Consider the following 26203-nt stretch of genomic DNA (forward strand, 5'->3'; position numbering starts at 1 on the left):
ATACATTGTTTGTGGCCTCTCGCTCTAAGCGCAACCTAATTTTAAAAACTCTCTGTGAATCCCTGCGTATAAATCTGGCAAGTGCGTTTGCCAAAGGCAGGTGCCCAAATTAAATTAAATCGGAAATTAGTTACAGGTATAGTTTTGGCAGTATTAGACCTCCGAGGTTTTGGCCAACAATGGAACAATGGAATAATCCAGCAATCGAACAATCAAAATAACAATCCAAAAAATTATCCCTACTTTTGCTTATCATTAAAAATTGAAGCTTGAGCCTTTATAAAAGCCTTTTTAAGCAAACTGCCATATACGGTATCGCTACGGTAGTACCCCGCATGTTTAGCTTTATACTTACACCACTATATACCACCCCCGGTGTTATGGATTTGGCAAAGTATGCCGAAGTTTCCATCAACTTTGCGTGGCTCGTTTTTTTTAACGTGGTGCTGGCTTATGGTATGGAGACGGCTTTTTTTCGGTTTTATAATACCGACGATAAAAAGCAGGTTATCAGTACATCTACAATATCCCTGTTCTGGTCTTCCATCGCTTTTTTAGGCATTGCGCTGGTATTTCGCGGTACACTGGGCAACCTGCTGAAAATAGATATCGAATACATTAGTTATATCATCTGGGTGCTCGTGCTCGACGCGCTTGCCATAGCGCCGTTCTCTAAGCTCAGGGCAGACGGCAGGCCGATGCGCTACGCCTTCATTAAAATAGGGAGTGTGGCGTTTAACCTCGCCCTTAACTTTTTCTTCCTTATTTATTTGCCAAAGCTTGCCTTGGCCTACCCGGTTAGCATCTGGAGCAGCATATACGTACCGGGCTTTCAGGTGGGATATGTTTTTGTGGCAAATGTTATGGCAAGCCTTTTTGCGCTAGTGCTCCTGCTGCCCCATTACTTAAGGCTGTCGTGGCATTTTAACGCTACCCTTTGGAAGAAAATGATGCGTTATTCGCTTCCCGTGATGCTTGCCGGTATCGCCTTTGCCATTAATGAAACCTTTGACCGCCCACTGCTAAAATACCTGCACGTACCCGAAAGCGAAATAGGCATTTACTCAGCCTGTTATAAACTCGCACTGTTCATGACACTATTTACTACAGCCTTCAGGCTGGGGATAGAGCCATTCTTTTTTAGCCATGCCGGTAACGAAAATGCGAAGCAAACCTATGCTGCCATTACCAAATACTTTGTAATATTCGGTTCGGTTATATTGCTGGGCGTTATTGCCTTTGCCGACCTGCTTAAAATATTTATCATCCGCGACCCCGCGTACTGGGACGGCATGAAGGTAGTTCCGCTTATCATTTTGGCCAATTTTTGCCTTGGCATTTATACTAACCTTTCGGTATGGTATAAGCTGTCAGACAAAACAAAAATGGGCGCTTATATATCAGCCATTGGCGCAGCCATAACACTACTGTTTAACTTCGCGCTTATACCCATCTGGGGCTACACAGGTTCTGCCATTGCAACGGTGTGTGCGTATGGCGCCATGATGGTACTATCCTACCTTATCGGCGCTAAATATTACCCTATCCCGTATGACCTTAAAACAATGGGTACCTATATGAGCCTTGCCATCGGTCTTTCGGCATTGTCTTTTTACGTGCCGGTATTGCGCCACACCTATGCGTTTGGCATACTGTCGCTCATTGGGTTTATATATTTCATCTACAAACGGGAAAAACACATACTGCTAAAATTTATCAAAAAATAAAACACACACATGCCGGTTACTATAAAAATCATAAACAAATCGGGCCACGCGCTTCCAAACTACGAAACCATAGCTTCTGCAGGAATGGACCTCCGCGCTGTTACCTCCACGCCTGTTGTGCTTGAGCCACTGGGAAGGGCCATTATTAAAACAGGCCTTTTTATTGAATTACCCATAGGGTATGAGGCGCAGGTAAGGCCACGTAGCGGGCTTGCAGCAAAAAACGGAGTTACCGTGCTGAACAGCCCCGGAACAATTGATGCCGATTACAGGGGCGAAGTTGGGGTAATTTTAGTAAATTTATCAAATGAGGCGTTTACGGTACATAACGGTGAGCGCATTGCCCAGCTTGTTATTGCAAAACATGAACGTGCCGAATGGGAGGAAGCAGAAGTGCTTAGCGACACCCACAGGGGTGCGGGCGGCTTTGGAAGCACGGGCACAAAGTGACGTAACCAAATACCACCACCGATATGAAATTTAAAAACGTTATTGCTACTGTTTTATTTATTGTAAGCGGCTTTTCGACAACGCTGGTTTCTGCACAGCAGGCAAACCAGAAAAAATTCATTAAAAAGGCAGCTAAAGAAGCTTGTACATGCACCGATGGCATATCGAGCACCATAGGAAAAGAAGAGGTTGTTGAGCAGTTAAACAGCTGTATAACGGCCGCTATCATTAAGCAACAGTTGTATAGTACTTTTAACGATTTAAAAGATATAAAGAAACTTATTAAGGACGTCAAAGTATCGGTAAAAGATGGTGATACTACATTTGTTGTAGGTGATGATACCGAGAAAGTTATTATAGCGGATAAAAATTTCAGGGAGATACAGGATTATATGATGAAAAATTGTAAAGGCCTTAAAAATCTCGTAGCGAGTAACGATATGCTTTCTGATAAGTCGTTGTCGGCTAATCCGGAAGCCATGAAGGTCTATCATGAAGGGGAAGATTATTTTAAAAAACAAAAGCTTGAAAAGGCCGCCGAAAAATTTAAAGCGGCGGTAAAGCTCGATCCTGAATTTGCCTTTGCCTGGGATAACCTTGGGCTCACTTATCGGTACATGGGCAATTATGACGAAGCTTTAAAATGTTATAGAAAATCTTTGGAGGTAGACCCTTACGGGACTATGCCACTGCAAAATATAGCGATAGTTTATGAGTATAAAAAAGATTATAAACAGGCCGCCGCGGCATATGATAAGGTAATAGAAGCTGAGCCCGATAATCCGGAAGGATATTATGGTGCAGGACGGGCCTACTATTTTGCAGAAGATTACGAGAAAGGCTGCGACTATATGTTCAAAGCCTATAAGTTATACGGAGAATTAAAGTCTCCCTACATGGGTGATGCTGAAAAAAACCTGGGTGCTTTTTGGAACGACCTGAAAGAAAAGGGAAAAGAGAACATTTTTAACGATGCGGCGAAAGCTAACGGCGTAGAAATAAAGTAAGCTTTAAAAGGAAGAAAAGCCGGATATTTTTCAGAAGGCGGGTAAGGATGCTAATGTAGACCTGTAGTTGCTTAAAAAAATTGCAGAATTTTTAAAATAATAGAATATACCGGGCAAAACGGTAAATCGACACTAACAAGAGAATATATAAAATAGAGGATGAAGATTATTGTACCTATGGCAGGCCGGGGATCACGCCTGCGCCCACACACACTTACTGTTCCTAAACCGCTTATACCTATAGCCGGTAAGCCCATAGTGCACCGCCTGGTAGAAGATATAGCATCTGTACTGAACCAGGAAATAGAAGAGATAGCCTTTATTGTAGCGCGTGATTTTGGCCCGCAGGTAGAGGCCGACCTTGTAGCCATTGCCGAGAGGCTGGGCGCAAAGGGCAGCATTTACTACCAGGATAAGCCGCTGGGCACCGCCCATGCCATTATGAGTGCCAAAGACAGTATGAGCGGCCCGGTAGTGGTGGCATACGCCGATACACTATTCCGGGCTGATTTTACGTTAGACACTTCGGCAGACAGTGTTATCTGGGTTAAACAGGTAGACGACCCAAGCGCTTTTGGCGTGGTAAAGCTAAACAGCAATAACGAGATTACTGATTTTGTTGAAAAGCCAAAAGAATATGTCAGCGACCTCGCTATTATTGGTATTTACTATTTTAAGAGCGGCGAAACCCTTAAAGATGAATTGCAGTACCTGCTGGATAACGGTATTGTAAAGGGCGGCGAATACCAGCTTACCGATGCGCTGGAGAACATGAAGCAAAAGGGTATGAAATTTGTACCGGGTAAGGTAGACGAGTGGATGGACTGCGGCAATAAGAACGTTACCGTAGAAACAAACAGCCGTATGCTGGGCTTTATCGCAGCCGACGGACAGGAAAATTTAGTGAGTGAAAACGTGACGATGGAAAACAGCACAGTAATCCCGCCGTGCTTTATCGGAAGTGGTGTTACGTTAAAGAATGCTACCGTGGGCCCTTTTGTTTCACTTGGTGCAAATACGCATGTTGAAAACAGTATTATAAAAAACAGCCTGGTGCAAACCAGCGCCGTCATTAAAAACGCTATCTTAGATAATGGAATGATAGGCAACCATGCGGCTTTTAACGGTAAATTTACCAGCATCAGCCTTGGCGACTATTCAGTTATAGAATAAACAATTATGAATATAAAAATCCTTTTTGGCGGGCTTTTGGTTATGGGTGCGTTAGCATGCCCTATAGCTATTTATGCCCAGGAAGAGCCCGATGCAATTGCACTGAAAAACAATGAGTTTGAAGACAATTTTTATGAGGCCCTCAAGCAAAAAGGGATTGAAAACTATGATAAGGCCATACAGTCATTGCAAAAATGCCTGAACAGCGAGCCGGACAATGCGATAGTATATAATGAACTTGGTAAAAATTACCTGTTCCTTAAAAATTACTTTGAGGCCGAAAAAGCATTTAAAAAAGCAGCAGAGCTGGACGCTAAAAACCGCTGGTACTGGCAGGGGCTGTATGACGTGTATTATGAGCAAAAGGACTTTAACCGTGCCATACCCATAGTCGTAAAGCTTACCGAGTGGCGCAAGGCCTACTACCAGGAAGACCTGGTATCGCTCTACATGTATACGCAGCAGTTTGATAAGGCGCTTACGCTGATAAACGAACTGGAGCAAACCGTAGGCACCAGCGAAAAACGCGAAATGTATAAGCTGCAGATATTGGCCACCAGCAAAGACAGCAAACCGGGCAAAGAAGCGCTGGAAGCGGCCATTGCCAAAGACCCTAAGAATGAGGATAACTACATCGACCTGATTTACCTGTACAGCGAAAATAACCAGGAGGCTAAGGCCGAAGAAGTAGCCCGCAGGCTTGAAAAAGCCATACCGCAGAGCGACTGGGCGCAGGTAAGCCTGTTTAAGTTCCATATCAACAATAATGAGGGCGAAAAGGCAACCCAGAGCATGATGCAGTTATTAGGCAGCCGCAAGATTGACAGCAAAATAAAGCACCGAGTGCTTAACGAATACCTGATTTTTGCAAATAATAACCCATCTTATCTGCCTTCTCTCGAAAAAGCGGTAGACTATTTTAAGGATGTAAAGGAGGTAAACGTGCCTAAAGAAATAGGCAAATTCTTTTACAACAAAAAGAATTATGCTGAGGCGATGCGCTATTTCGAGAAAAGTGTTGCGCAAAAAGATGATGATGTAGAAGGGGTAGAGCTGCTACTAATGACGTATGCCGAAAGTGCGCAGAACGACAAGATGTACAAACTTGCCACCGGTTATATCGACCTGTATCCTACGCAGCCTAAGTTGTATTATTTTGCCGGGCTGGCAGCAAACAGGCTGCAGCAGTTTGGCAAAGCCAAAGAATGGCTGGAAAGCGGCCAGGACTTTGTAGTAGATGACGCGGCGCTGGCTAAAGATTTTAAGCAACAACTTGACATTGCTAAAAAAGCGGGCGGCAAAAGCTAATTCCGTTTTAAAAAGAGAAATTATGAAAAAGAGTGTATTAGTATTAATTGCTACGATGGCCCTTTTGGTTACAAGTTGTAAAACAAAACAGCTGGCCACCGTTACCGAGGGTACTGCCGAGGAAGACCGCAACAGTAAAGAAATTATAGCCGGGCATTATAAAAACCCCGAAAACTATAAAACCCTTTTAATTAAGGCGGATGCGTCGTACAAGGACTCGAAGCAAGAACTTGGTTTTTCTACTGAAATCCGCATTGAGAAGGATAAACGCATACTGGTCATGGGCCGCTACCTGGGTTTTACGGTAGCCAAGGCGCTTATTACGCCTGAGGAAGTTACTTATTATGTAACCCTGAACAATACCTATTTTAAGGGGAATTATGAAGTGCTGAGCCGCTGGCTGGGTACTGACCTGGATTATAACAAAGTGCAGAATCTGCTTACCGGCGAGGCGCTGTACGACCTTACCAAAGGTACATATAAATCGTCTGTAGAAGAGGGTAAGTACAAGCTCACGGGTAAGGAAAGCGGCAATATTATCAAGGAATTTTTGTTTGAGGGTACTAACTACCTGCTTAAAAAGCAGCATATTGCCCAGGGTGGGCAACAGCCCCGCAGTGTAGATGTGGTATATCCGGGGCATAAGGAATATACCCAGGCCATACTGCCCGTAGCCGTAAAAATAGAGGCAGAACAAAAAGACAAAGTAAACATTGATATTGAATATGCTTCGGTAAAATTTGACGAAAAGCTAAGCTTTCCGTATGAAGTGCCCGAAGGATACGAGCAGATATTTGTAGAGTAATACTAACCATAAAACAGGCGATGAAAAATCTATTGCTTACCTTTTTTCTTTTAGGATTTGTAGCCACGCTACAGGCACAGGGCGGCGCCGAGCAGCGTAAGCTTGAGGCCCGTAAAAAAGAGCTGGTGCGTGAAATGAAAGCGCTTAACGCGCTGCTTAAAGACGAGGGGTCTAAAGAGAAAACCGTAGAAGCAAAGATATCTGAAAATGATGCCAGGATAAAGCTTACCGAAAAGATTATCAGCACCACACAAAAGCAAACCCGCCTGCTTACCGATAATATTTACCTGAACCAGCTTAAGATAAATAAGCTGAACCGCGAACTTAAAGTGCTTAAGGAAGACTATGCCAAAACACTCCTGCACGCCTATAAATCGAGGTCAGACCAAAGCCGCATTATGTTCATCCTTTCGTCAAAAAACTTTCTGGAAGCTTATAAGCGTGTGCAGTATATGAAGCAGTATGCCAGTTTCCGCAAGGTGCAGGGTGATGAGCTGCGCGATAAAATGACGGAGCTTGAAACGCTGCTGACCACATTAGAAGCACAGAAAAAAGAAAAGGTGGTGATACTTGCCCAAAACCAGAAGGATAAGCGGGCACTTGAAAATGACCGGGAAGAGCAAACCAGGCTTAAAAAGACGATTCAGAAAAACAAGAAAAAATATCTTGCTGAGATAAATGATAAGGAAAGAGAAAACAGGCAAATAGACCGCAAGATAGAAGCCGTAATACAGGCCGCTATCGCTGAGGCTAACCGCAAGGCGGCCGCGGAAGCTGCTGCCAAGAAAGCCTCGGAAGCCGGTTCATCTACCGCATCTTCGTCTAAGCCGGCAAAGTCAACGTCTTCATCTTCAACCGCTACTGCATCCGCGCCGGCGGCAGGTAAGATAGCGCTTACTAAAGAAGGTAAGATAGTATCTGATAATTTTAAGGCAAATAAAGGCAGGCTGCCATGGCCGGTAGAAAAAGGGTACATATCATCATCATTCGGTACGCACCCCAGCCCGTTAGACAGCTCAGTAACCATCCGCAACAGCGGTATAGAAATTACTACCGAAGAGGGCGCGGCCATAAAAGCCGTTTTCGGAGGGGAGGTTTCTCAAATCATCGACCTGGGCGGAGGTAAAAGGGGAGTGCTGGTACTTCACGGCGATTTCCTTACCATTTATTCTAACCTGAGCGCCATATCGGTAAGCCCGGGAGATAAAGTCTCGGCAGGGCAGCGCATAGGTACCGTGGGCAGGGATTATGATGGCCGATCAGTTCTTAAATTTATCGTTTCTCAAAATAGCAAATTACAGGATCCCGCTGCATGGCTGGCGCGGTAAGTATTTGTTATTACTGCTCCTTTATTTGGATAATAATCATAGGTAATGATATAGAATCGTTATGAGATTATTAAAAATCCAGGGCAAAAATCACATAGTTTTTTTATGGCGCTATTAATTTAACGCGTGATTTTTACGAATTATGTTATGTGAACGTACCTTTGCAGTACAATCACAATCAAATAAATCACGTGCCAATAACTATTTCAATCACATCCGTAAGTTCAATTTCACCGCTGGGCGATACCCTCCCGGGCGTATGGGCAAAATACCTGTCAGGCAGGCCGCTTTTACGAAAAATACCTGCTAAAGGAGGCTCCGTAATGGCAGGGGCACTACCTGAGCGGCTGCTTACGGAAGTGCGCGACCTTAAATATAGCAGGCCGAACTACAACAGCCTTGATAATTCGGTACTGTTTGCCATGCTCGCTGCCAGGAAAGCGGTACTGCAAAGCGGGTGGGAGCGTGAAGATGTTTTTGGTATTAATATAGGCAGCAGCCGCGGCGCAGCCGACCTGTTTGAAAAGCACCACAGCCATTTTCTCGAAACGGGCAAGGCGGCACTGCTATCGTCACCCAGCACCACACTGGGTAATATATCCTCCTGGGTGGCGCAGGACCTTAAAAGCACCGGGCCTGATATTTCACATTCCATTACCTGCTCTACCGCACTGCATGCCGTGCTAAATGGCGTGGCATGGCTACGCGCGGGTATGGCAAATAAATTTCTTGTAGGGGGCAGCGAGGCGCCGCTTACGCCATTTACCATTTCGCAAATGCAGGCCATGAAAATTTATAGCCCACTTGACGATGAATATGCCAGCCGCGCTATGGACCTTGATAAAAAAAGCAGTACCATGGTGCTGGGCGAAGGCGCCGCTATGGCCTGCCTTGAAGCGGGATACAACCCTAAAGCCATGGCGGTAATAGAGGGCATAGGCTATGCTACCGAAACACTTACACACAGTGTATCGCTTAGCAGCAACGCACACTGCCTGCAGAAAAGCATGAAGATGGCATTAGACGGTACTCCCCTTAATGAGGTAGATGCCATAATAATGCACGCGCCCGGAACCGTAAAAGGGGATATGAGCGAATATAACGCAATACGGAAAATATTTGGCGAAAAGCTGCCGCTGCTTACTACAAACAAATGGCAGATAGGGCATACCTTTGGTGCAAGCGGCCTGCTAAGCCTGGAACTTGCGCTGCTGATGTTGCAAAATGACACGTTTATCCCGTCGCCGTTTTACCCGCAAAAACAGGACAGGCCGTTGCGTAAAATACTTATCAACGCGGTGGGCTTTGGCGGCAATGCGGTAAGCATTTTAATAGCTAAATAGTTAGTGTTTACTGCGTCAGGCGCGAGCAGGGCATAGCTTACATTTAAAAAAAGTGGCTTACTATACCAGTAAGCCACCCGCATATAATGTTATATATTTAAAACCGGTAGCCCAGGTTAAAATCACCACGGAAATTAGCCTCAGGTGCATTGCTGCCTCCAAAGTTGCGGCCCGCACCGCCCAGTATTTCAAAAACAAAGCCGGCTTTGTTTATCCATTTCCATCCAATGGCTAAACCTAATGAGCCCGCTGTATAGCTAACGCGTTTGTCATAATAGTTATAGTAGGTGTTACCGTTACCATCTTCATAAACATATTCTTCGGTATATCCGTTATAATCACGCCCGGTAATAAATTTGGCAGATCCTTCTACAAAAAAGCCTTTTGCGCCATAATATTTTGGTTCGCTAAAATACATTCGGGCAAATGGTGTAACCGAAAAATCTTCGGGATAGTCGTTATTATTGCCGTCTAAATTTCCTAACATGGAAAGGCCGTAGGTAAATGATTCAGAATAGATGCGTTCGTAGGTTACCTCGACAATGCCTCCTGACAATGCTTTTATTGCGCCAAACTTAAGTTCATGTTTTTTGGCAATTAAATCGTTGTGCGCGGTGGTGGAACCATTGTTAACCACGTAGACCGAATCGACCTGGGCATTAGCTGTAACACATCCTGCCGCGAGTAGGGCAAACAATAAGGTGATTCTTTTCATAAAAGTTGTTTGGTTATTTTTTTTTGATATAACTCTGTACCCGTTAATAATATTGCTTCCTTGCCCTCTATAGATGCTATAAACGTGATAAAGTTGCGTATTTTGTTAAAATATATTTCTGGTTAATTTATTTGCACCGGCCAATTACTATACCGTTTTCTTTAAATATCTTTACAAAACCTAAACTTCGTATAATGAGTGATACGTATACTGTTACCGTAAACAGCAACCCTGCTTTTGATGTGGATGCCACGCAACTCACTGCTTTTGATGCTATACTCACCGGACAAGGCAGCTACCATGTTTTAAAAGATAACCTGCCATACCGCGCAGAAATTACAGCAAAAGATTTCCTGAAAAAAACTTATACCGTTTCTATAAATAACAATACCTATGAGGTACACATTGCTAATGCACTGGGCAGGCTCATTAAAAACATGGGTTTTGAGGCCGGCGTTGCAAAGCAGGTAAACGAAATAAAAGCGCCTATACCCGGCCTGGTTTTAGAAATTGCGGTAACCGAAGGGCAGGAAGTAAAGGAAAACGATACCCTGCTGATACTGGAAGCCATGAAGATGGAAAACACCTTCCATTCCCCGCGTGCAGGCACAATAAAAAGCATTGCCGTTACCAAGGGACAGGCCGTGGATAAAGGGCAATTGCTGATAGAATTTGAATGATTTCTCAGCCACTAATTACACGAATTTCTCAAATTAAAGATTAGTGAAATTTGAGAAATTCGTGGCAAAAAAAATAAAGCACCATTAGTGCAGTTTGAGGCTTTTTGACCAATAGCTTATGAAAAAAATACTTGTTGCAAACCGCGGCGAAATTGCCATAAGGGTAATGAAAACCGCCAAAAATATGGGCATTAAAACCGTAGCCGTATACAGCGCGGCCGACCGTAATGCACCCCACGTAAAATATGCCGATGAGGCAATATACATCGGCGAAGCTCCATCGAGCCAGAGCTACCTGGTTATGGATAAAATAATCGATGTCGCTAAGCAAACCGGTGCCGATGCGATCCACCCAGGGTATGGTTTCCTGAGCGAAAATGCCAACTTTGCCGAAGCGGTTACTGCTGCCGGCATTACGTTTATTGGGCCTCGGCCCGATGCCATCCGTATTATGGGGAGCAAGCTGGGCGCTAAAGATGCCGTTAAGGCATACGGCATACCCATGGTACCGGGCGTGGATGAAGCCATTACCGATGTGGCCAAAGCCAAAGCCATATCTGCCGAAATAGGGTTCCCCATACTGATAAAGGCCAGTGCAGGCGGCGGCGGCAAGGGCATGCGTATTGTAGAGAATGAAGCCGAATTTGAATCGCAGATGGAGCGCGCTATTAGCGAGGCTACATCAGCCTTTGGCGATGGCAGTGTGTTTATAGAAAAATATGTGGGTTCGCCCCGCCATATCGAGATTCAGGTAATGGCTGACAGCCACGGGAACACGCTATATTTATTTGAACGCGAATGCAGCGTGCAGCGCCGCCACCAAAAGGTGGTTGAAGAAGCGCCATCATCGGTATTAACACCGGAGATACGCAAGGCAATGGGCGAGGCTGCCGTTAAGGTAGCGCAGGCATGTAACTACCTGGGCGCGGGTACGGTTGAATTCCTTTTAGATGAAAAACTTAATTTCTACTTTCTGGAAATGAATACCCGCCTACAGGTGGAGCATCCGGTAACGGAAATGATTACGGGGCTTGACCTTGTAGAGATGCAAATACGTGTGGCACGTGGCGAAGCATTAAACATTAAACAGGAAGACCTGCACATAAAAGGACACGCCATGGAACTGCGCGTGTATGCCGAAGACCCGCTAACAGACTTCTCGCCAAATGTGGGCACACTCGAAGTATATGAGCTGCCTGTAGGGGAGGGCATACGGGTAGACAATGGCTTTGAGCAGGGCATGGATGTACCCATATATTATGATCCCATGCTTGCCAAACTGATAACTTACGGTAAAGACCGCGCCGAAGCCATCGAGAAAATGATACAGGCCATTGCCCAATATAGAATTAAGGGGGTGGCAACTACGCTTCCCTTTGGCACATTTGTAATGGAACACGAGGCATTTAGAAGCGGTAACTTCGATACTCATTTTGTAAAAAAATATTACGATGCTGATAAGCTGAAAACGGAGTTAGACAACGAGGCCGAAATAGCCGCATACGTTGCCCTCAAACAGTACCTTGAAGACCGCAAACAACTACGCATCCCCATTTTGTAAACCATGGAAGATAAGATAAAAGCACTTAATAATAAGATAGCGCTGGCCAAACTTGGTGGTGGCGAAAAGCGTATTGCCACGCAGCACAGCAAAAAGAAACTCACCGCCCGCGAGCGTGTCGAGTACTTGCTTGATGAAGGCTCGTTTGAAGAAATAGGCATGCTGGTTACCCACCGTACTACCGACTTTGGTATGGAAAAAGAAACCTACTACGGAGACGGTGTTATAACGGGCTACGGTACCATAAACGGGCGGGCGGTATACATATTCGCGCAGGATTTTACCGTTTTTGGAGGTGCGCTTTCTGAAACACATGCCGAAAAAATCTGTAAGGTTATGGATATGGCCGTGCGCACAGGCGCACCCATGATAGGGCTAAACGACAGTGGCGGCGCGCGCATACAGGAAGGCGTTCGTTCGCTGGGGGGCTATGCCGACATTTTTTACCGTAATGTGCAGGCCAGCGGCGTTATCCCGCAGATAAGCGCGATAATGGGTCCGTGTGCGGGTGGTGCGGTATATTCGCCTGCCATGACCGATTTTACCATGATGGTAGAGGGCAGCAGCTATATGTTTGTTACCGGCCCCAATGTGGTAAAAACGGTAACCAACGAAACCGTAACCAGTGAAGAACTGGGTGGTGCCACAACCCATAGTACTAAAAGCGGTGTGGCACACATTACATCGGCTAACGATGTGCAGTGCCTGGAAGATATAAAATCGCTGCTGGGCTACCTTCCGCAAAACAACCGCGAAACCGCGCCTAAGCTTAATGTAACTTTTGGCGATGAAGTGCGCGAAGTATTAGATACCATCATTCCTGATAATGCCAATAAACCGTATGACATGCACAAGGTGATACAGGGCATTATAGACGAAAACAGTTTTTATGAAGTACATAAGGCCTTCGCCGAAAATATAATTGTGGGCTTTGCACGCCTGGGTGGCCGCAGCACAGGCATAGTGGCAAACCAGCCTGCTTATCTTGCTGGGGTACTCGACGTTAACAGCAGTACTAAGGCCGCTCGCTTTGTGCGTTTTTGCGACTGCTTTAACATTCCACTGCTGGTGCTGGTAGATGTGCCGGGGTTTTTACCGGGAACCAACCAGGAGTGGAGCGGTATTATCGTGCATGGTGCCAAACTGCTTTACGCGCTTAGCGAGGCCACGGTGCCACGGGTTACCGTTATTACCCGAAAGGCGTATGGCGGCGCGTATGATGTTATGAACAGCAAGCACATAGGCGCCGACTTTAACTTTGCCTGGCCCAGTGCCGAGATAGCGGTGATGGGGGCGAAGGGTGCCAGCGAAATTATCTTTAAAAAGGAGATAAGCGAAGCCGCAGACCCTGCTGCAAAACTGTTAGAAAAAGAGGCAGAGTATGCGGAAAAATTTGCCAACCCCTACACCGCCGCCCAGCGTGGTTTTGTAGACGAGGTTATACTGCCTAAAGATACCCGCCGAAAACTCCTGAAAGCGTTTAGCATTTTAGAACATAAAACGGTAGATATACCCAACAGAAAACACGGTAATATACCATTGTAACCCAAGCATAAATTACTTACAAAAAAACCGCCCCTGCCAGGGCGGTTTTTTTGTGAATAACTGCAACTGTACTCCCTGGTTTTTTCTCTGTATGACTTTAACGTTTCATATAAATTAACATATTTATAATATTAAAATTTAATTTAAGATTTTTAACTAATTATATTAAATATTTTAATATTTAGAATAATTGGTATAAAAATAAAAATATTGATGTATTAAACTGAAAAACAGGCCTATTTAAGTGTTAATGTTGATAAAAATTTTATTTTATAGTTTTTGTTTTTTGTTAAAAAATTTAAATATTATTCAAAAATTAGCTTTTAAAAGTCTACTTAAATGTGTTTTATTGTGTTATAAAACTGTTAAAAGTTATAAATATGTAAATATTAACACACATATGTTAAATTATTGTTTATTGGTTAAATTTGAATCCCTAATATGTAGTCAAATGAGAGAAAATTACTTGTCGTGTGCAGGAACACAAACTGCCGCAAAAAAAATGAAGATTTATACGCGGCCCATCTGGGATGCTTCCGCGTATAAAAACGGGTTAATGCTTTTGATAGCATTTTTGCGCTCCGGGAATATTTTAATTCCGGCAAAAGAAAGATTTTCGGCAAAAGTTACGTTATTATCAGCATCAGTTTTGATACTGGTAAGTGGTAGGGTTTGGTCGCAGGATATTTCTACTTACAGTTTTGCCGAGTCGGCTGCAACATATACCGCGCTAAGCGGCGGTACAAACTCTACCGCGACCGGAGATGACGGAACACAGAATGCAATTAACATTGGCTTCACCTTTAAGTATGGAGGAACCGATTACACTACATTTTCCTTAACAACCAATGGGTTTATAAGGCTTGGCGCAGCAATGCCGGGAACAGCCTGGATCAATAATCTGACAAATGCGACGTTTAGTCCTGCTATTGCCGCATTTTGGGACGATAATAACCGTAACAGTGGTAGCATATCTTATTTAACTACCGGCTCTGCCCCAAACCGGGTGCTTACGGTAGATTATAATAATATAAACATAGGCGGCGGGGGCAGTACATCCGATACTGAGCTTGCTTCCTTTCAGATAAAGCTATACGAAACTACAAATGTAGTGGAGATTATTTATGGCGGTACTATGGGCGCTGCGGGCGCTTTGTCTGCCTCTATTGGTTTAACCCAAAATGCAACAACCTATCTTAGCGTAACACCGGCGGCTCCTTCTACAGTTTCTTCAGGTACAGCTAACAATGGTATAAGTGCCACAACGGATTTGGTGAACAAAAAATTTACATTTACACCGCCACCCATACCCACTGTAGCATACAGCTTATTTTCACCGGCAGCTAACCAGTGTGCGGCTGTTGGCCATACAGTAACAGTAACAGTAGACCCTAACGGCACACTTACAGGTGCCCCTACACTGAGTTACCAGGTTAACGGAGGTACGGCCGCTACAGTTACCATGACTGCCGGTACAGGTACTGCAACGACCGTTGGCACATGGACAGCCACAATACCGGCTGCCTCACCCGGCAACGGAACCATTACCTATTCGGTAACCGCTACAAATGCCACCGGGCCTGCATCATCTGCAGGAACCTCGTATAGCGATGAACCTTTAACAGGTATTACAGCTACTGCTATATCGAGCGCCGTTGAGGTGTGTGCGGGCGATACGGTAAACCTTAGCAGTACGTTTATAAGGTCTGGCGCATTAGCTCTGGGAGCGGGATCAGCAACATCATCTGCTGCCGGGGTTTCTTTCCTACCGGGGTCTTGGGGTGGCGCAAAAACGCAATACCTTATCAGGGCATCCGAACTAAGCGCTCTAGGCCTTGCTGCCGGAAATATCACATCTCTTGGCTTTGAGCCTACCACCTCGGGGCAAACCTACACGGGTTTCCAGCTATGGGTAAATACCACAACGGCAACAGCGTTAACAACTACATTTATAGGTACCGGTACCCAGGTATACCTTGCCACCGGAACTAACAATGGTTTTACGCCGGTAGCTAACACAGTTAATACTTTAACATTTGGTACGGGGTCAGGTTCTGCCAGTTCTTTTTATTGGGATGGGACTTCAAACCTTGTACTTACTTTTTCATGGAGTTCGGTTCCGGGCGCCTTTACTGCAACAGGCAGCACGCTGAAAGTAGACGACACAGGTTTTACATCTTCTGCCTACGACCAGTCAGACAACGTTACACCGGCTGCAGAGTTAGCTATGGTAACAGCCGACGCAACAGGAACAAACAGGCCACGGTTTATACTTACCGGAAATGCGGTACCTGCTTTTACATCTTACCAATGGTCTACAGATGCAGAAAGCAGCATTGGTACTACACAAAGCCTAACAGACATAGTTGTAGCCGATACTACAACATATTATATAAAAGCTACAGACACTAACGGATGTGTTGTTACAGGCAGTGTAACTGTAACTAACAATACACCAGTGGTTGCTGCCATTACAGGCGGCACAACTACGTGTATAGGTGCTACCCTCGATCTTGATTCTGCCTCAGCCGGCGGTGTATGGACAACATCTAATGATGGCGTTGCTACAGTTGATGCTGCTACGGGAGTGGTAACAGGTGTGTCTGCGGGTACAGTTACTATTACCTATACGGTAACAACAAGTGGCTGTTCTGCTTCGCAAACATCAGAAATTACAATATCAAGCCCTCCGGCCATTACCTCTGCAAGCGGTAACCAAACCGTTACCGAAGGCTCTGACGCTACATTTACCGTAAGTGCTACAGGCTCCGGCCTTAGCTACCAATGGCAGCTAAATACAGGAAGCGGCTGGGTAGACCTGAGTGGCGAAATAGCCTCTACGCTATCGTTAAGCAGTGTTACTACAGGCATGAGCGGCTACCAGTACCGTGTTGTGGTGTCGGGCACTGCGCCTTGCACTGCCGCAACTTCAGCTGCTGCTACCTTAACTATAAGCACTATAGGCATTACTACACAGCCTGCTGATGTGGCTATATGTTCTACAGATGCTACTGCTGAATTTAGCATTGCGGCTACCGGCACAGGCCTTAGCTACCAGTGGGAAGTAAATACCGGCGCAGGTTGGGCAGCCCTGAGTGGCGAAACCGGCACTACCCTTTCTTTAACCGGTGTTACTTTAGCTATGAGCGGCTACCAGTACCGTGTAGTAATTACCGATTCTGGCGCTACAACAGCTACCTCAAGCGAGGTTACCCTTACGGTTAACCAGGTAATTATGGTTACAACAAGCCCTACGGCACAGTCGGCATGTTTTGGTACATCTAACACTAAAACCTTTACGGTTGCTTACACAGGGGCTGCTTCGGGCTTGCAGTGGCAATACTCTGCCGACGGAACTTCATGGGCCAGTGTGGCTGCTGCCAGCCCTGCGGGGGTTACCTACAGCGGTGCGGGCACAACCACCCTTACTGTAAACACTTCAGCCACCACACCGGTAGGTACTTACCAGTACCGTGCGCTTATAAGTGGCACTGCACCTTGTGCTGCTGTTCCTTCAGGCGCAGCTACACTATCTGTTTACTCAGCAACCATAGGTGTTACCGCAAGTTCGGCCACCTATTGTACACCCGGGCCCGGCGTTACACTTACCGCTACAGGTGGTGTATCCTATACCTGGTCTCCGGCTACAGGCCTTAGTGACACAACCGGCGCCGTGGTTACAGCAACCCCGGCTACCACTACCACCTATACCGTAACAGGTACAGATGCCAACGGATGTATAAATACGGCTACCATAACTATAGGCATTAGTAATTCGGCCAGTGTTACCGCGACATCTTCATCGGCGGCAGTATGTTCAGGCCAAACTGTAACACTAAGTGCGGCTGCCAGCGTACCGTTTACAACACCTGCAAACGTGGATACATACCAGTTTGCAGCGTCTTCCGGCACATATACACCATTAAGTGGCGCTACTGCAGTAAGTTCTATACTTGGTGACGACGAAGTAAGTGCCGCACTCCCTATCGGATTTACATTTAACTACGCCGGTGTAGATTACACGCAGTTTGTAATGGATTCTAACGGATACCTTACACTAAACCCTGCTGTAACCGCATCTACACTAAATAACGACCTGAGTACAGCCCTTGTGCCAATAATAGCACCGCTATGGGATGACCTTGACGGCAGCGGCGGAGCCGGCGGCTTTGCCGGATACCAACTAAGTGGCACAGCCCCTAACAGGGTGCTTACTGCGGAGTGGAGAAACTGGGAATGGAATTACCAGGCAGGCGCAGCAGTAATAAGCTTCCAGGCAAAACTTTATGAAAGCACAAACAAAATAGAGTTTGTGTACCGTAGCGAAGCTGCTGCCCCTACAACCGCCAGCGCTACTATAGGTATTGCATCGGGTGGTACTAATACCCTCCTTAACTTAACCAGCGTTACAACGCCTGCAGTTAGCAGTACATCGGTAACAAGCCTTGCCACTAAACCGGCAACAGGTACCGTATACAGCTTTACCCCTCCGCAGCCCGCGTTTACCTATGCATGGACATCGGTTCCGGCCGGGTTTACATCAAGTGTTGCTAACCCTACCGCTACGGTAACAGCTAACACTACCTATACTGTAACGGTTACCACCCCGGGTGGCTGCCCCACTACAGCCAGCGTTTCGGTAGCTAACAATACACCGGTAGTTGCGGCTATTACAGGCGGCACAAGCACATGTATAGGTTCCACCCTCGACCTTGACTCTGCCACAACCGGCGGCGTATGGACTACAGGTAATGACGGTATCGCTACCATTGATGCTGTTACAGGTGTGGTAACAGGTGTCTCCGCAGGTAGCGCTACTATTACTTATACGGTAACAACAAATGGTTGTAGCGCTTCTCAAACTACAGATATAACAATTAATAGCGCTCCTGCAATTATATCAGCAAGCGGTAATCAAACGGTTACCGAAGGATCTACTGCTACGTTTACAGTAAGCGCTACAGGTTCAGGCCTTACTTACCAATGGCAGGAAAATACCGGCAGCGGCTGGCTTGACCTTAGTGGCCAAACCGCTGCTACGCTTTCTTTGAGCGGTGTTACTTTATCAATGAGCGGATACCAGTACCGTGTGGTTGTATCGGGCATTTCACCATGCGCCAGTGCAACTTCAAATGCGGCTAACTTAATAATAAGCACCATAGGCATTACTACTCAGCCCGCTGATGTTACCATTTGTTCTACAGACGGTACAGCTTCATTCAGCGTTGCGGCTACGGGTTCAGGCCTAAGCTACCAGTGGCAGGCTAATGACGGCTCTGGCTGGGCAAACCTGGCCGGTGAGACCGCTACCACATTATCGCTTAGTGATATTACAACTGCTTATAACGGCTATCAGTATAGGGTAATTATTACCGATTCGGGTGCTACCACTGCTACTTCGAGCGAAGTTACCCTTACAGTAAATGAGGCCATTGTGGTTACCACAAGCCCTGCCTCACAAAATGCATGTTTAGGTGTGGCGGCTACAAAAACGTTTACAGCTGCCTATACAGGTGCTGTTTCGGGAATACAGTGGCAATACTCTGCTGACGGAACTTCATGGGCAAGTGTGGCTGCTGCCACTCCGGCCGGTGTTACTTACAGCGGCGCGGCCACAGCTACTCTTACTGTAAATACAGCAGCCGGCACCCCCGCAGGCGCATATTATTATCGTGCTCTTATAAGCGGCATTGCGCCATGTGCGGCTGTACCTACAGCAGCGGCTACGCTATCTGTAGCACCTGCTACTATAGGCGTTACGGCCAGTTCATCTAATTATTGTAACCCTGGCACGGGCGTTACACTTACCGCTACCGGAGGCACAACATATAGCTGGTCTCCTGCTACAGGCCTAAGCGCTACAACCGGTGCAGTAGTTGTGGCTACCCCTTCGGTAACTACTACCTATACCGTAACCGGCACAAATGCTAACGGATGTGTAAGCACTGCTACAGTAACGGTTACTGTAAGTGCTACCCCTACAACCGTGGTAATTTCTCCGTCAAGCCCTACGGTTTGTAACAACAGCGTAGCTACACTTACAACTACGGGAGGCCTTGTGCTAGGAACTGCAACGGCAAGCTCAGGCACTGTTAGCCTTGCAATACCAGATGCATCTGCAACAGGTGTGTCCCAGCCACTTGCTATATCAGGCATTCCTGCAGGGGCTACAATTACAAAAGTTGATGTTACCTTTAGCCTTACTCATGCATGGCTAAACGATACTGAAATAATATTAAGGGCCCCTAACGGCAAGTATATCGCTCTTGCGAATGACATGGCCCCCGCTGGTGCTGGCTCGTATACCAATACAGTTATTACTTCAAATAACGCGGCACCTGCGCTTTCCAGCGGTACAGCACCTTATACAGGCACCTTCAGGGCAAATGCTTCTACGGCAGCAAACCTTATAGGAAGCTTTGGGACTGACCTTACCACTACGTTTTCAGATCTGTTTACCGTTACAAACGGTAACTGGACAGTAATTGCGTATGACGATGCGGGATCAGATTTAGGGACACTTACATCTGCTTCTATTGTAATAACCTATTCTGCTCCTTCAGCAATTACATGGTCACCTGTTACAGGATTGTATACAGATGCCGCAGCTACTACACCTTACACCGGTGGCGCTACCGCTACCATATATGCTGTGCCTACTGTTACCACTACCTATACAGCCACAGCTACTTCTACAGTAGGATGTTCATCATCATCAACCGTTACCGTAAGTAACATTACACCGACGGTCGCCGATATTACAGGCCCTTCTGCGGCATGTACTGTAAATACCATAACACTCGAATCTGCTACAGCGGGTGGTGTATGGACCAGCTCTAACAATGATGTTGCCACTGTTAATGCTTCAACGGGTGTAGTAACGGGCGTATCTGCCGGTACAGTAACTATTACATACACAGTAACTAACAGCGGCTGTTCTGCCACGAAAACTAAATCTGTTGATGTATATGCAGCCCCTGCTGTTACATCAGTAACTGCCAGCCAGTCAGTAACCCCCGGCGCTACAGCTACTTATATAGTAGTGGCAACAGGAAGCAACGTTACCTACCAGTGGGAAGAAAACACCGGCAGCGGATGGGCAGCAATAAGCGGTGCTAACGCAGCTACGCTTACCCTTACCGGCGTTACTGCCGAAATGGACGGCTACCTGTACAGGGTTGTAGTGTCAGGCACAGCACCATGTGCCTCTGTAACTTCTACACCTGCATCTACACTTAACGTAAGTACAGTGGGTATTACTACCCAGCCTTCAGGTGTTGATGTATGTACATCTTCCGGCAGTACTTCATTTACAGTAGTGGCTACAGGCACAGGCCTTACCTATCAGTGGCAGGAATCTGCTAACGGCGGGTCAAGCTGGTCTCCGCTTTCAGATGGTATTACAGGTGGTGTTACCTATGCGGGCGCTACAACAGATGTGCTTTCGCTAACCGGCCTTACAACAAATACACAGGACAACTACCTGTACAGGGTTGAGGTTTCAGACGGAACAAATACTGTTAACTCAAACAGCGCTTTGTTAAACATAAATACAGCAATTGCTATTACTACCCAGCCAGCAGCACAAAGTGCATGTTTTGGCGTAAGCAGTACTAAAACATTTACTACAGCTTATACCGGCGACGGTACAATACAGTGGCAATATTCTGCCGACGGCACTACCGGCTGGGCAAACGTGGCAAATGCTACGCCAGGGGGTATAACCTATACAGGTGCAACTACAGCTACCCTATCGGCAGCCGTAACAGCTACTACGCCACAGGCAGTTTACTACTACCGTGCAGTAATAACAGGAACCGCTCCGTGTGGAACGGTTATATCAGATCCTGCGACACTAACAGTAACTGCTCCTACTATTGCAGTAACACCATCATCTGGCACGTACTGTAACCCGGGTACTGCAGTTAGCCTTACCGCTTCCGGAGCTGTGTCTTACACGTGGTCTCCTGCTACAGGCCTGAGCGCCACTACAGGTGCCAGCGTAACGGCAAGCCCTACAGCTACTACTACCTACACCGTTACCGGCACAAGCGCCGGTGGATGTACCAGTACAGCTACGGTAACCATTACTGTAAACCCCGCGGTTACAGCTACTGCAACCACTAACGTTACCGAAGTGTGTGCCACTACCGGCGTTGCACAGTTAGATGTAAATGCATCGCAGGCTTTTACTACCCCTGCGGTAACTGCTTATAACTTTGCGGCCTCAACCGGCACTTATACACAGGTAAGCGGTGCAGCTACACAGCTAACCGCCGTACAGGCAGATTTTGCGATAAGCGCTACGCAAAATATAGGTTTTACCTTTAACTATGGTGGCGTTAACTATACACAGTTTAGGATGGCTTCTGACGGATTTATTTCATTAAGCACCACTGCAACAGCTACCGGAACTAACAACCTGAGTACCGCTAATACAGCAATACGCCCTATTATTGCACCGCTATGGGATGACCTTGACGGTAATGCTACTGGCGGTTCTTATGCCGGCTACGAAGTTACAGGTAGCGCGCCAAACCGCGTGCTTACTGTAGAGTGGAGAAACTGGGAATGGAACTGGGGTTCTACTACACCTGTAATAAGCTTCCAGGCAAAACTCTATGAAAGCTCTAATAAAATAGAGTACATATACCGTAGTGAATCAGGCGCTGTGGCATCTGGTTCGGCGAGCATAGGCATAGGAGCCCCCACAGGAAGCGGCGCAGGCAGCTACCTTAACCTTAGCAGTATAACTACCCCTGCGGTAAGCAGTACAACTGCTACTAACAACTTAAGTGCTAAGCCTGCCACAGGCACTGTTTACAGCTTTACGCCAACAAACAGCGCGCTTACTTACGCATGGTCATCCACCCCTGCAGGGTTTACATCAAATGTAAAAAACCCTACGGTTTCACCATCGGCCACTACCACATATACGGTTGTAGTTTCTTCGCCAGGCGGCTGTTCGGCATCATCGTCTGTAACGGTAAATACTACCAGCGGCGCTACCATTACCGCACAGCCTACGGCCAGTACAACACTATGCCAGGGCAGCAACTTTACCCTTTCGGTAACCGCTACAGGCCCGGGGCTTACCTACCAGTGGAGAAAAGGGGGCAGCAATATAACCGGTGCTACGGGCAGCACCTACACGGTAACGGGCGCGTTACCGGCAGCATCGGGCGATTATGATGTGGTTGTAACCCCTTCCTGCGGTGCCGCCGCAACCAGCAACATTGCTACCGTGCTTGTAAACCCTACACCTACTGCTACAGCACCGGCTAACGTTTCGGTTTGCTATGGTGTTTCCATAAGCGCTATAGCGCTTACCGGTACCCCTACTGGTGTAACGTTTGATGTAACAGGTGGTACTTCTATTGGATTATCAAACCAAACAGGTGTAACCAGCATACCTGCATTTACACCTACGGCCGCAGGAACTGCTACTATTACAGTAACCCCTAAGGCTAACGGTTGTACAGGAACTGCGGTAACATTTACCATTACGGTAAACCCGCTGCCTACAGCAGTTACGGTTACTCCGTCTGCTACTACAATATGTAGTGGTACGGTAGCTACATTAACAGCCACAGGAGGTAATGTTCCAGGATTAACCACAACGGTAAGTTCAGGAACGGTTAACCTTTCCATACCAGACAACTCGGCTACGGGCGTTACCCAAAACCTTGTTGTTGCAGGGATTCCTGCGGGAGCGGTAGTTTCGAGGGTTAATGTAACATTTAACTTAAACCATTCCTGGTTAAATGACTCAGAAGTTGTATTAAGGGCTCCAAACGGTAAATATATTGCCCTTGCGGCAGACCAGGGCCCCGCCGCAACCGGATCGTATGTAAATGCTGTTATTACATCAGACAATACGGCGGCGGTACTTTCTACAACAGCGACGCCTATAACTGGTACTTATAGGGCCAATGGTACAGTGGCAGCAAATCTTAAAGGAAGCTTTGGCACAAACCTGACATCTACATTCTCAGATTTATTTACCGTTGCAAACGGAAACTGGTCTGTAATAGCGTATGACGATGCTTCAGGCGACCTTGGCACCTTAGTTTCTGCATCCATTACAATAACATACGCCGCCGATGCGCCACCTACATGGGCGCCTGTTACCGGCCTGTATACTAATGCGGCAGGTACTACACCGTATACCGGTACCGCTTTGGCCACTGTATATGCTTCGCCTGCGGCTACGGCTACTTACACAGCTACGGTTACTTCGGTTGCAGGTTGTACTACAACTGCTACACCGGTAACCATTACGGTAAATACCACTACCGCACCTACAGCTTCATCGCAAACATTTTGTAATGCAGCCACCGTGGCCGAATTAGTAGCTACCGGAACCAACCTTAAATGGTATAACGTATCTACAGGCGGCTCGCCACTTGCATCGTCTGCAGCACTTGCCACAGGCACTTACTATGTAACGTCTACAGATGGAACTACAAGCTGCGAGAGTGCGCGCGTAGCCGTTTCAGTAACTGTTAACGAGCCTGCGGCACCATCTGCGGCACCACAAACATTCTGTTCAGCAACGTCCACTATAGGTAACCTTTCCGCAAGCGGTACAGGCACCATACAGTGGTATGCGGCAGCAACAGGAGGTATGCCGCTTTCTCCGGAAACAGTAATTACTACAGGTACTTACTATGCCTCGCAAACCATTGACGCATGCGAAAGCGTAACAAGGGCTGCAGTTACAGTAACCCTTACAGATAAAACCTGGACGGGTGCTACAAGTACAGAGTGGAATGAGGGTACAAACTGGTGTGAAAACACTATACCTACAGCAGCAGATAATGTTGTTATCCCTAACGTAACCAATAAACCGGTTATTACCTCCGGCGTTGCCCACGCAAAAAGCATTACCATTACCGATGCTGCCGCTACGCTTACGGTAAACAGCGGTGCAACGCTTAGTGTGGAGAACAACATAGCCAGCAACACCACAACGGGTAACATAATTGTACAAAACAACGGCGCCATAGTACAGGGCACCGCTGCCACTGCAAATAATAACACCGGTAAAATAGAGTTCCATAAGTTTACTAACCCGCTTTACAGGCTGGACTACACCCTGTGGTCTGCGCCAATAACGGGCCAAACGCTTCGTACGTTCTCTATGGGTACCTCTAACAACCGTTTTTATATATATGACTATGCCTTCAACGGCACCGCGTATGTACAGGGCTACTGGCCGGTAGACCCTATAACTACCTACTTTACCGAAGCCACGGGCTACCTTATCCGTATGCCAAACACCATTACATCAAATGTAACAGGCACTACAGGTACAGGCACCACCACCCCTGCGGAATATGTAGCGGGAGACGGCAACTATATTTTTGACGGTACCTTTACCGGCAAGCCAAATAACGGCAGCTATTACCCTGCTACGGTAGACGGTGGCGACGGCTTTACCGCCGTGGGTAACCCTTACCCTTCGCCTATAAGCCTTGAGGGCTTCTTAACGGCCAACAACGGCAACCTGGTTACCGATACCGGTTTATGGTTCTGGAGGAAAAAGAATGCTTCAGAGACCTCATACCTTACGTTAAACCTTAGTGGCTTGGTAACCCCGCCAAGCAATACCAACGGCAACGGCACGCTGGATGCAGAGCTTTCCGGCTACTACCAGGGCGACAGTGACAACTGGCTGATAGCACCCGCACAGGGTTTTATCGTACAGGCACAGCCTTCGGCCACTACAATAAGCTTTACCAACAGCATGCGCCGTGCCACACCGGGTGCGCAGGCCTTCTTCCGTACGGCTGCCACCACGGCATCACGCTACTGGCTGAACATGGTTGCCCAAAACGGCACCGGTACCCAGGCGCTTGTAGCCTACAGCGAAAACGGCACCATGGGTATAGACTACGGTTATGACAGTAAAGTGTTTAACACGGCTGAACTTGCGCTGTACTCCCTTGCGGCAGACAACAAACTTGCCATACAGGCAAGGCCCGGGTTTGAGGTAAGCGATGTGGTGCCTATGGGCTTTACCGCGCCTGCGGCAGGGCAGTACACCATCAGCATCGACCATATGGACGGGCTGTTTGCCCAGGGGCAAACCATTTACCTGAAAGACCTTCAGGAAGGCGTGCTGCGCAACCTGAGCGAATATGACTATACCTTTACCACCGAGGCAGGCAACTTTGAGGGCCGCTTTGAGGTACACTACCAGGCATCGGCCCTTGGCACCACGCCAGTACTTGATGCAAACAGTGTAGTTGTGTTTAAGCAGGGCGAGGCGATAATCATCAACACCGGCACAGCCCTGATGAGTGGCGTAAAAGTATTTGACGTGCGTGGAAGGCAACTGTACACCCAAGAGGGCATAAACGCTACCGAAACGGTTACAGGCAACCTAAACGTACAGCAGCAGGTACTTATAGTAGAAATCACCACCGACAAAGGTGTGGTTTCTAAACGCATCATCTTCTAACGGCTGCACATTAAATAAACTCCAAAAATAAGAGGCCCCCGCTGCAATTGCAGCGGGGGCCTTTTTTTAGTTTAAATCCAATTAACTTTTAATTA

Annotated in this window: 13 protein-coding genes; 12 read left to right on the forward strand and 1 reads right to left on the reverse strand. The window is 46.9% G+C overall.

The window, feature by feature from the left end:
* The first annotated feature begins 269 nt into the window (after positions 1 to 269).
* From ACLI09_RS14890 to ACLI09_RS14925, 8 genes are all read left to right on the forward strand, one after another.
* A complete protein-coding gene (locus ACLI09_RS14890; RefSeq protein WP_411420431.1) occupies positions 270 to 1727 on the forward strand; it encodes a lipopolysaccharide biosynthesis protein in 1458 nt (485 codons plus the stop codon).
* A 9-nt stretch (positions 1728 to 1736) separates the two neighbouring features.
* Positions 1737 to 2177 carry a dUTP diphosphatase gene (dut, locus tag ACLI09_RS14895; RefSeq protein WP_411420432.1) on the forward strand — a complete coding sequence of 147 codons (441 nt, stop codon included), beginning with the start codon at positions 1737 to 1739 and terminating at the stop codon, positions 2175 to 2177.
* A 23-nt stretch (positions 2178 to 2200) separates the two neighbouring features.
* Complete coding sequence (locus ACLI09_RS14900) at positions 2201 to 3184, forward strand: tetratricopeptide repeat protein (protein WP_411420433.1); 984 nt, start codon at positions 2201 to 2203, stop codon at positions 3182 to 3184.
* A gap of 159 nt (positions 3185 to 3343) precedes the next feature.
* Positions 3344 to 4357, forward strand: a complete 1014-nt coding sequence (locus ACLI09_RS14905; protein WP_411420434.1) for a sugar phosphate nucleotidyltransferase — start codon at positions 3344 to 3346, stop codon at positions 4355 to 4357.
* Positions 4358 to 4363: 6 nt separating this feature from the next.
* Positions 4364 to 5665, forward strand: a complete 1302-nt coding sequence (locus ACLI09_RS14910; RefSeq protein WP_411420435.1) for a tetratricopeptide repeat protein — start codon at positions 4364 to 4366, stop codon at positions 5663 to 5665.
* 22 nt (positions 5666 to 5687) lie between these two features.
* Entirely contained in the window at positions 5688 to 6470 is a 783-nt protein-coding gene (locus ACLI09_RS14915; RefSeq protein ID WP_411420436.1) for a DUF4292 domain-containing protein, read from the forward strand.
* 20 nt (positions 6471 to 6490) lie between these two features.
* The gene (locus ACLI09_RS14920) at positions 6491 to 7798 is read left to right on the forward strand and encodes a murein hydrolase activator EnvC family protein (protein ID WP_411420437.1); all 1308 of its coding nucleotides are present in this window, start codon (positions 6491 to 6493) and stop codon (positions 7796 to 7798) included.
* A gap of 191 nt (positions 7799 to 7989) precedes the next feature.
* A complete protein-coding gene (locus ACLI09_RS14925; RefSeq protein ID WP_411420438.1) occupies positions 7990 to 9141 on the forward strand; it encodes a beta-ketoacyl synthase N-terminal-like domain-containing protein in 1152 nt (383 codons plus the stop codon).
* Between the two features lie 97 nt (positions 9142 to 9238).
* Here ACLI09_RS14925 and ACLI09_RS14930 read toward each other — a convergent pair whose 3' ends face one another.
* Entirely contained in the window at positions 9239 to 9856 is a 618-nt protein-coding gene (locus ACLI09_RS14930; protein WP_411420439.1) for a hypothetical protein, read from the reverse strand.
* Between the two features lie 194 nt (positions 9857 to 10050).
* Here ACLI09_RS14930 and ACLI09_RS14935 point away from each other — a divergent pair, with 194 nt between their 5' ends.
* The 4 genes from ACLI09_RS14935 (at position 10051) to ACLI09_RS14950 (ending at position 26108) form a co-directional block, all read left to right on the forward strand.
* The gene (locus tag ACLI09_RS14935; RefSeq protein WP_411420440.1) at positions 10051 to 10536 is read left to right on the forward strand and encodes an acetyl-CoA carboxylase biotin carboxyl carrier protein subunit; all 486 of its coding nucleotides are present in this window, start codon (positions 10051 to 10053) and stop codon (positions 10534 to 10536) included.
* Between the two features lie 118 nt (positions 10537 to 10654).
* Positions 10655 to 12097: an acetyl-CoA carboxylase biotin carboxylase subunit gene (gene accC / locus ACLI09_RS14940; RefSeq protein ID WP_411420441.1), complete on the forward strand. Its 1443-nt coding sequence runs from the start codon at positions 10655 to 10657 to the stop codon at positions 12095 to 12097.
* 3 nt (positions 12098 to 12100) lie between these two features.
* Positions 12101 to 13642 (forward strand): acyl-CoA carboxylase subunit beta, encoded by a 1542-nt coding sequence (locus ACLI09_RS14945; RefSeq protein ID WP_411420442.1) that lies wholly within the window; start codon positions 12101 to 12103, stop codon positions 13640 to 13642.
* Between the two features lie 502 nt (positions 13643 to 14144).
* Positions 14145 to 26108: a T9SS sorting signal type C domain-containing protein gene (locus tag ACLI09_RS14950; RefSeq protein ID WP_411420443.1), complete on the forward strand. Its 11964-nt coding sequence runs from the start codon at positions 14145 to 14147 to the stop codon at positions 26106 to 26108.
* Positions 26109 to 26203: the final 95 nt, after the last annotated feature.

The sequence above is a fragment of the Flavobacterium sp. RHBU_24 genome (assembly GCF_046613695.1).
GTDB lineage: Bacteria > Bacteroidota > Bacteroidia > Flavobacteriales > Flavobacteriaceae > Flavobacterium.

Bases quoted from the DNA above. Each gene is read 5' to 3' on its own strand.
- dut (WP_411420432.1), top strand. From the start codon at position 1,737: ATGCCGGTTACTATAAAAATCATAAACAAATCGGGCCACGCGCTTCCA.
- ACLI09_RS14900 (WP_411420433.1), top strand. From the start codon at position 2,201: ATGAAATTTAAAAACGTTATTGCTACTGTTTTATTTATTGTAAGCGGC.
- ACLI09_RS14905 (WP_411420434.1), top strand. From the start codon at position 3,344: ATGAAGATTATTGTACCTATGGCAGGCCGGGGATCACGCCTGCGCCCA.
- ACLI09_RS14910 (WP_411420435.1), top strand. From the start codon at position 4,364: ATGAATATAAAAATCCTTTTTGGCGGGCTTTTGGTTATGGGTGCGTTA.
- ACLI09_RS14915 (WP_411420436.1), top strand. From the start codon at position 5,688: ATGAAAAAGAGTGTATTAGTATTAATTGCTACGATGGCCCTTTTGGTT.
- ACLI09_RS14920 (WP_411420437.1), top strand. From the start codon at position 6,491: ATGAAAAATCTATTGCTTACCTTTTTTCTTTTAGGATTTGTAGCCACG.
- ACLI09_RS14930 (WP_411420439.1), bottom strand. From the start codon at position 9,856: ATGAAAAGAATCACCTTATTGTTTGCCCTACTCGCGGCAGGATGTGTT.
- ACLI09_RS14935 (WP_411420440.1), top strand. From the start codon at position 10,051: ATGAGTGATACGTATACTGTTACCGTAAACAGCAACCCTGCTTTTGAT.
- accC (WP_411420441.1), top strand. From the start codon at position 10,655: ATGAAAAAAATACTTGTTGCAAACCGCGGCGAAATTGCCATAAGGGTA.
- ACLI09_RS14945 (WP_411420442.1), top strand. From the start codon at position 12,101: ATGGAAGATAAGATAAAAGCACTTAATAATAAGATAGCGCTGGCCAAA.
- ACLI09_RS14950 (WP_411420443.1), top strand. From the start codon at position 14,145: ATGAAGATTTATACGCGGCCCATCTGGGATGCTTCCGCGTATAAAAAC.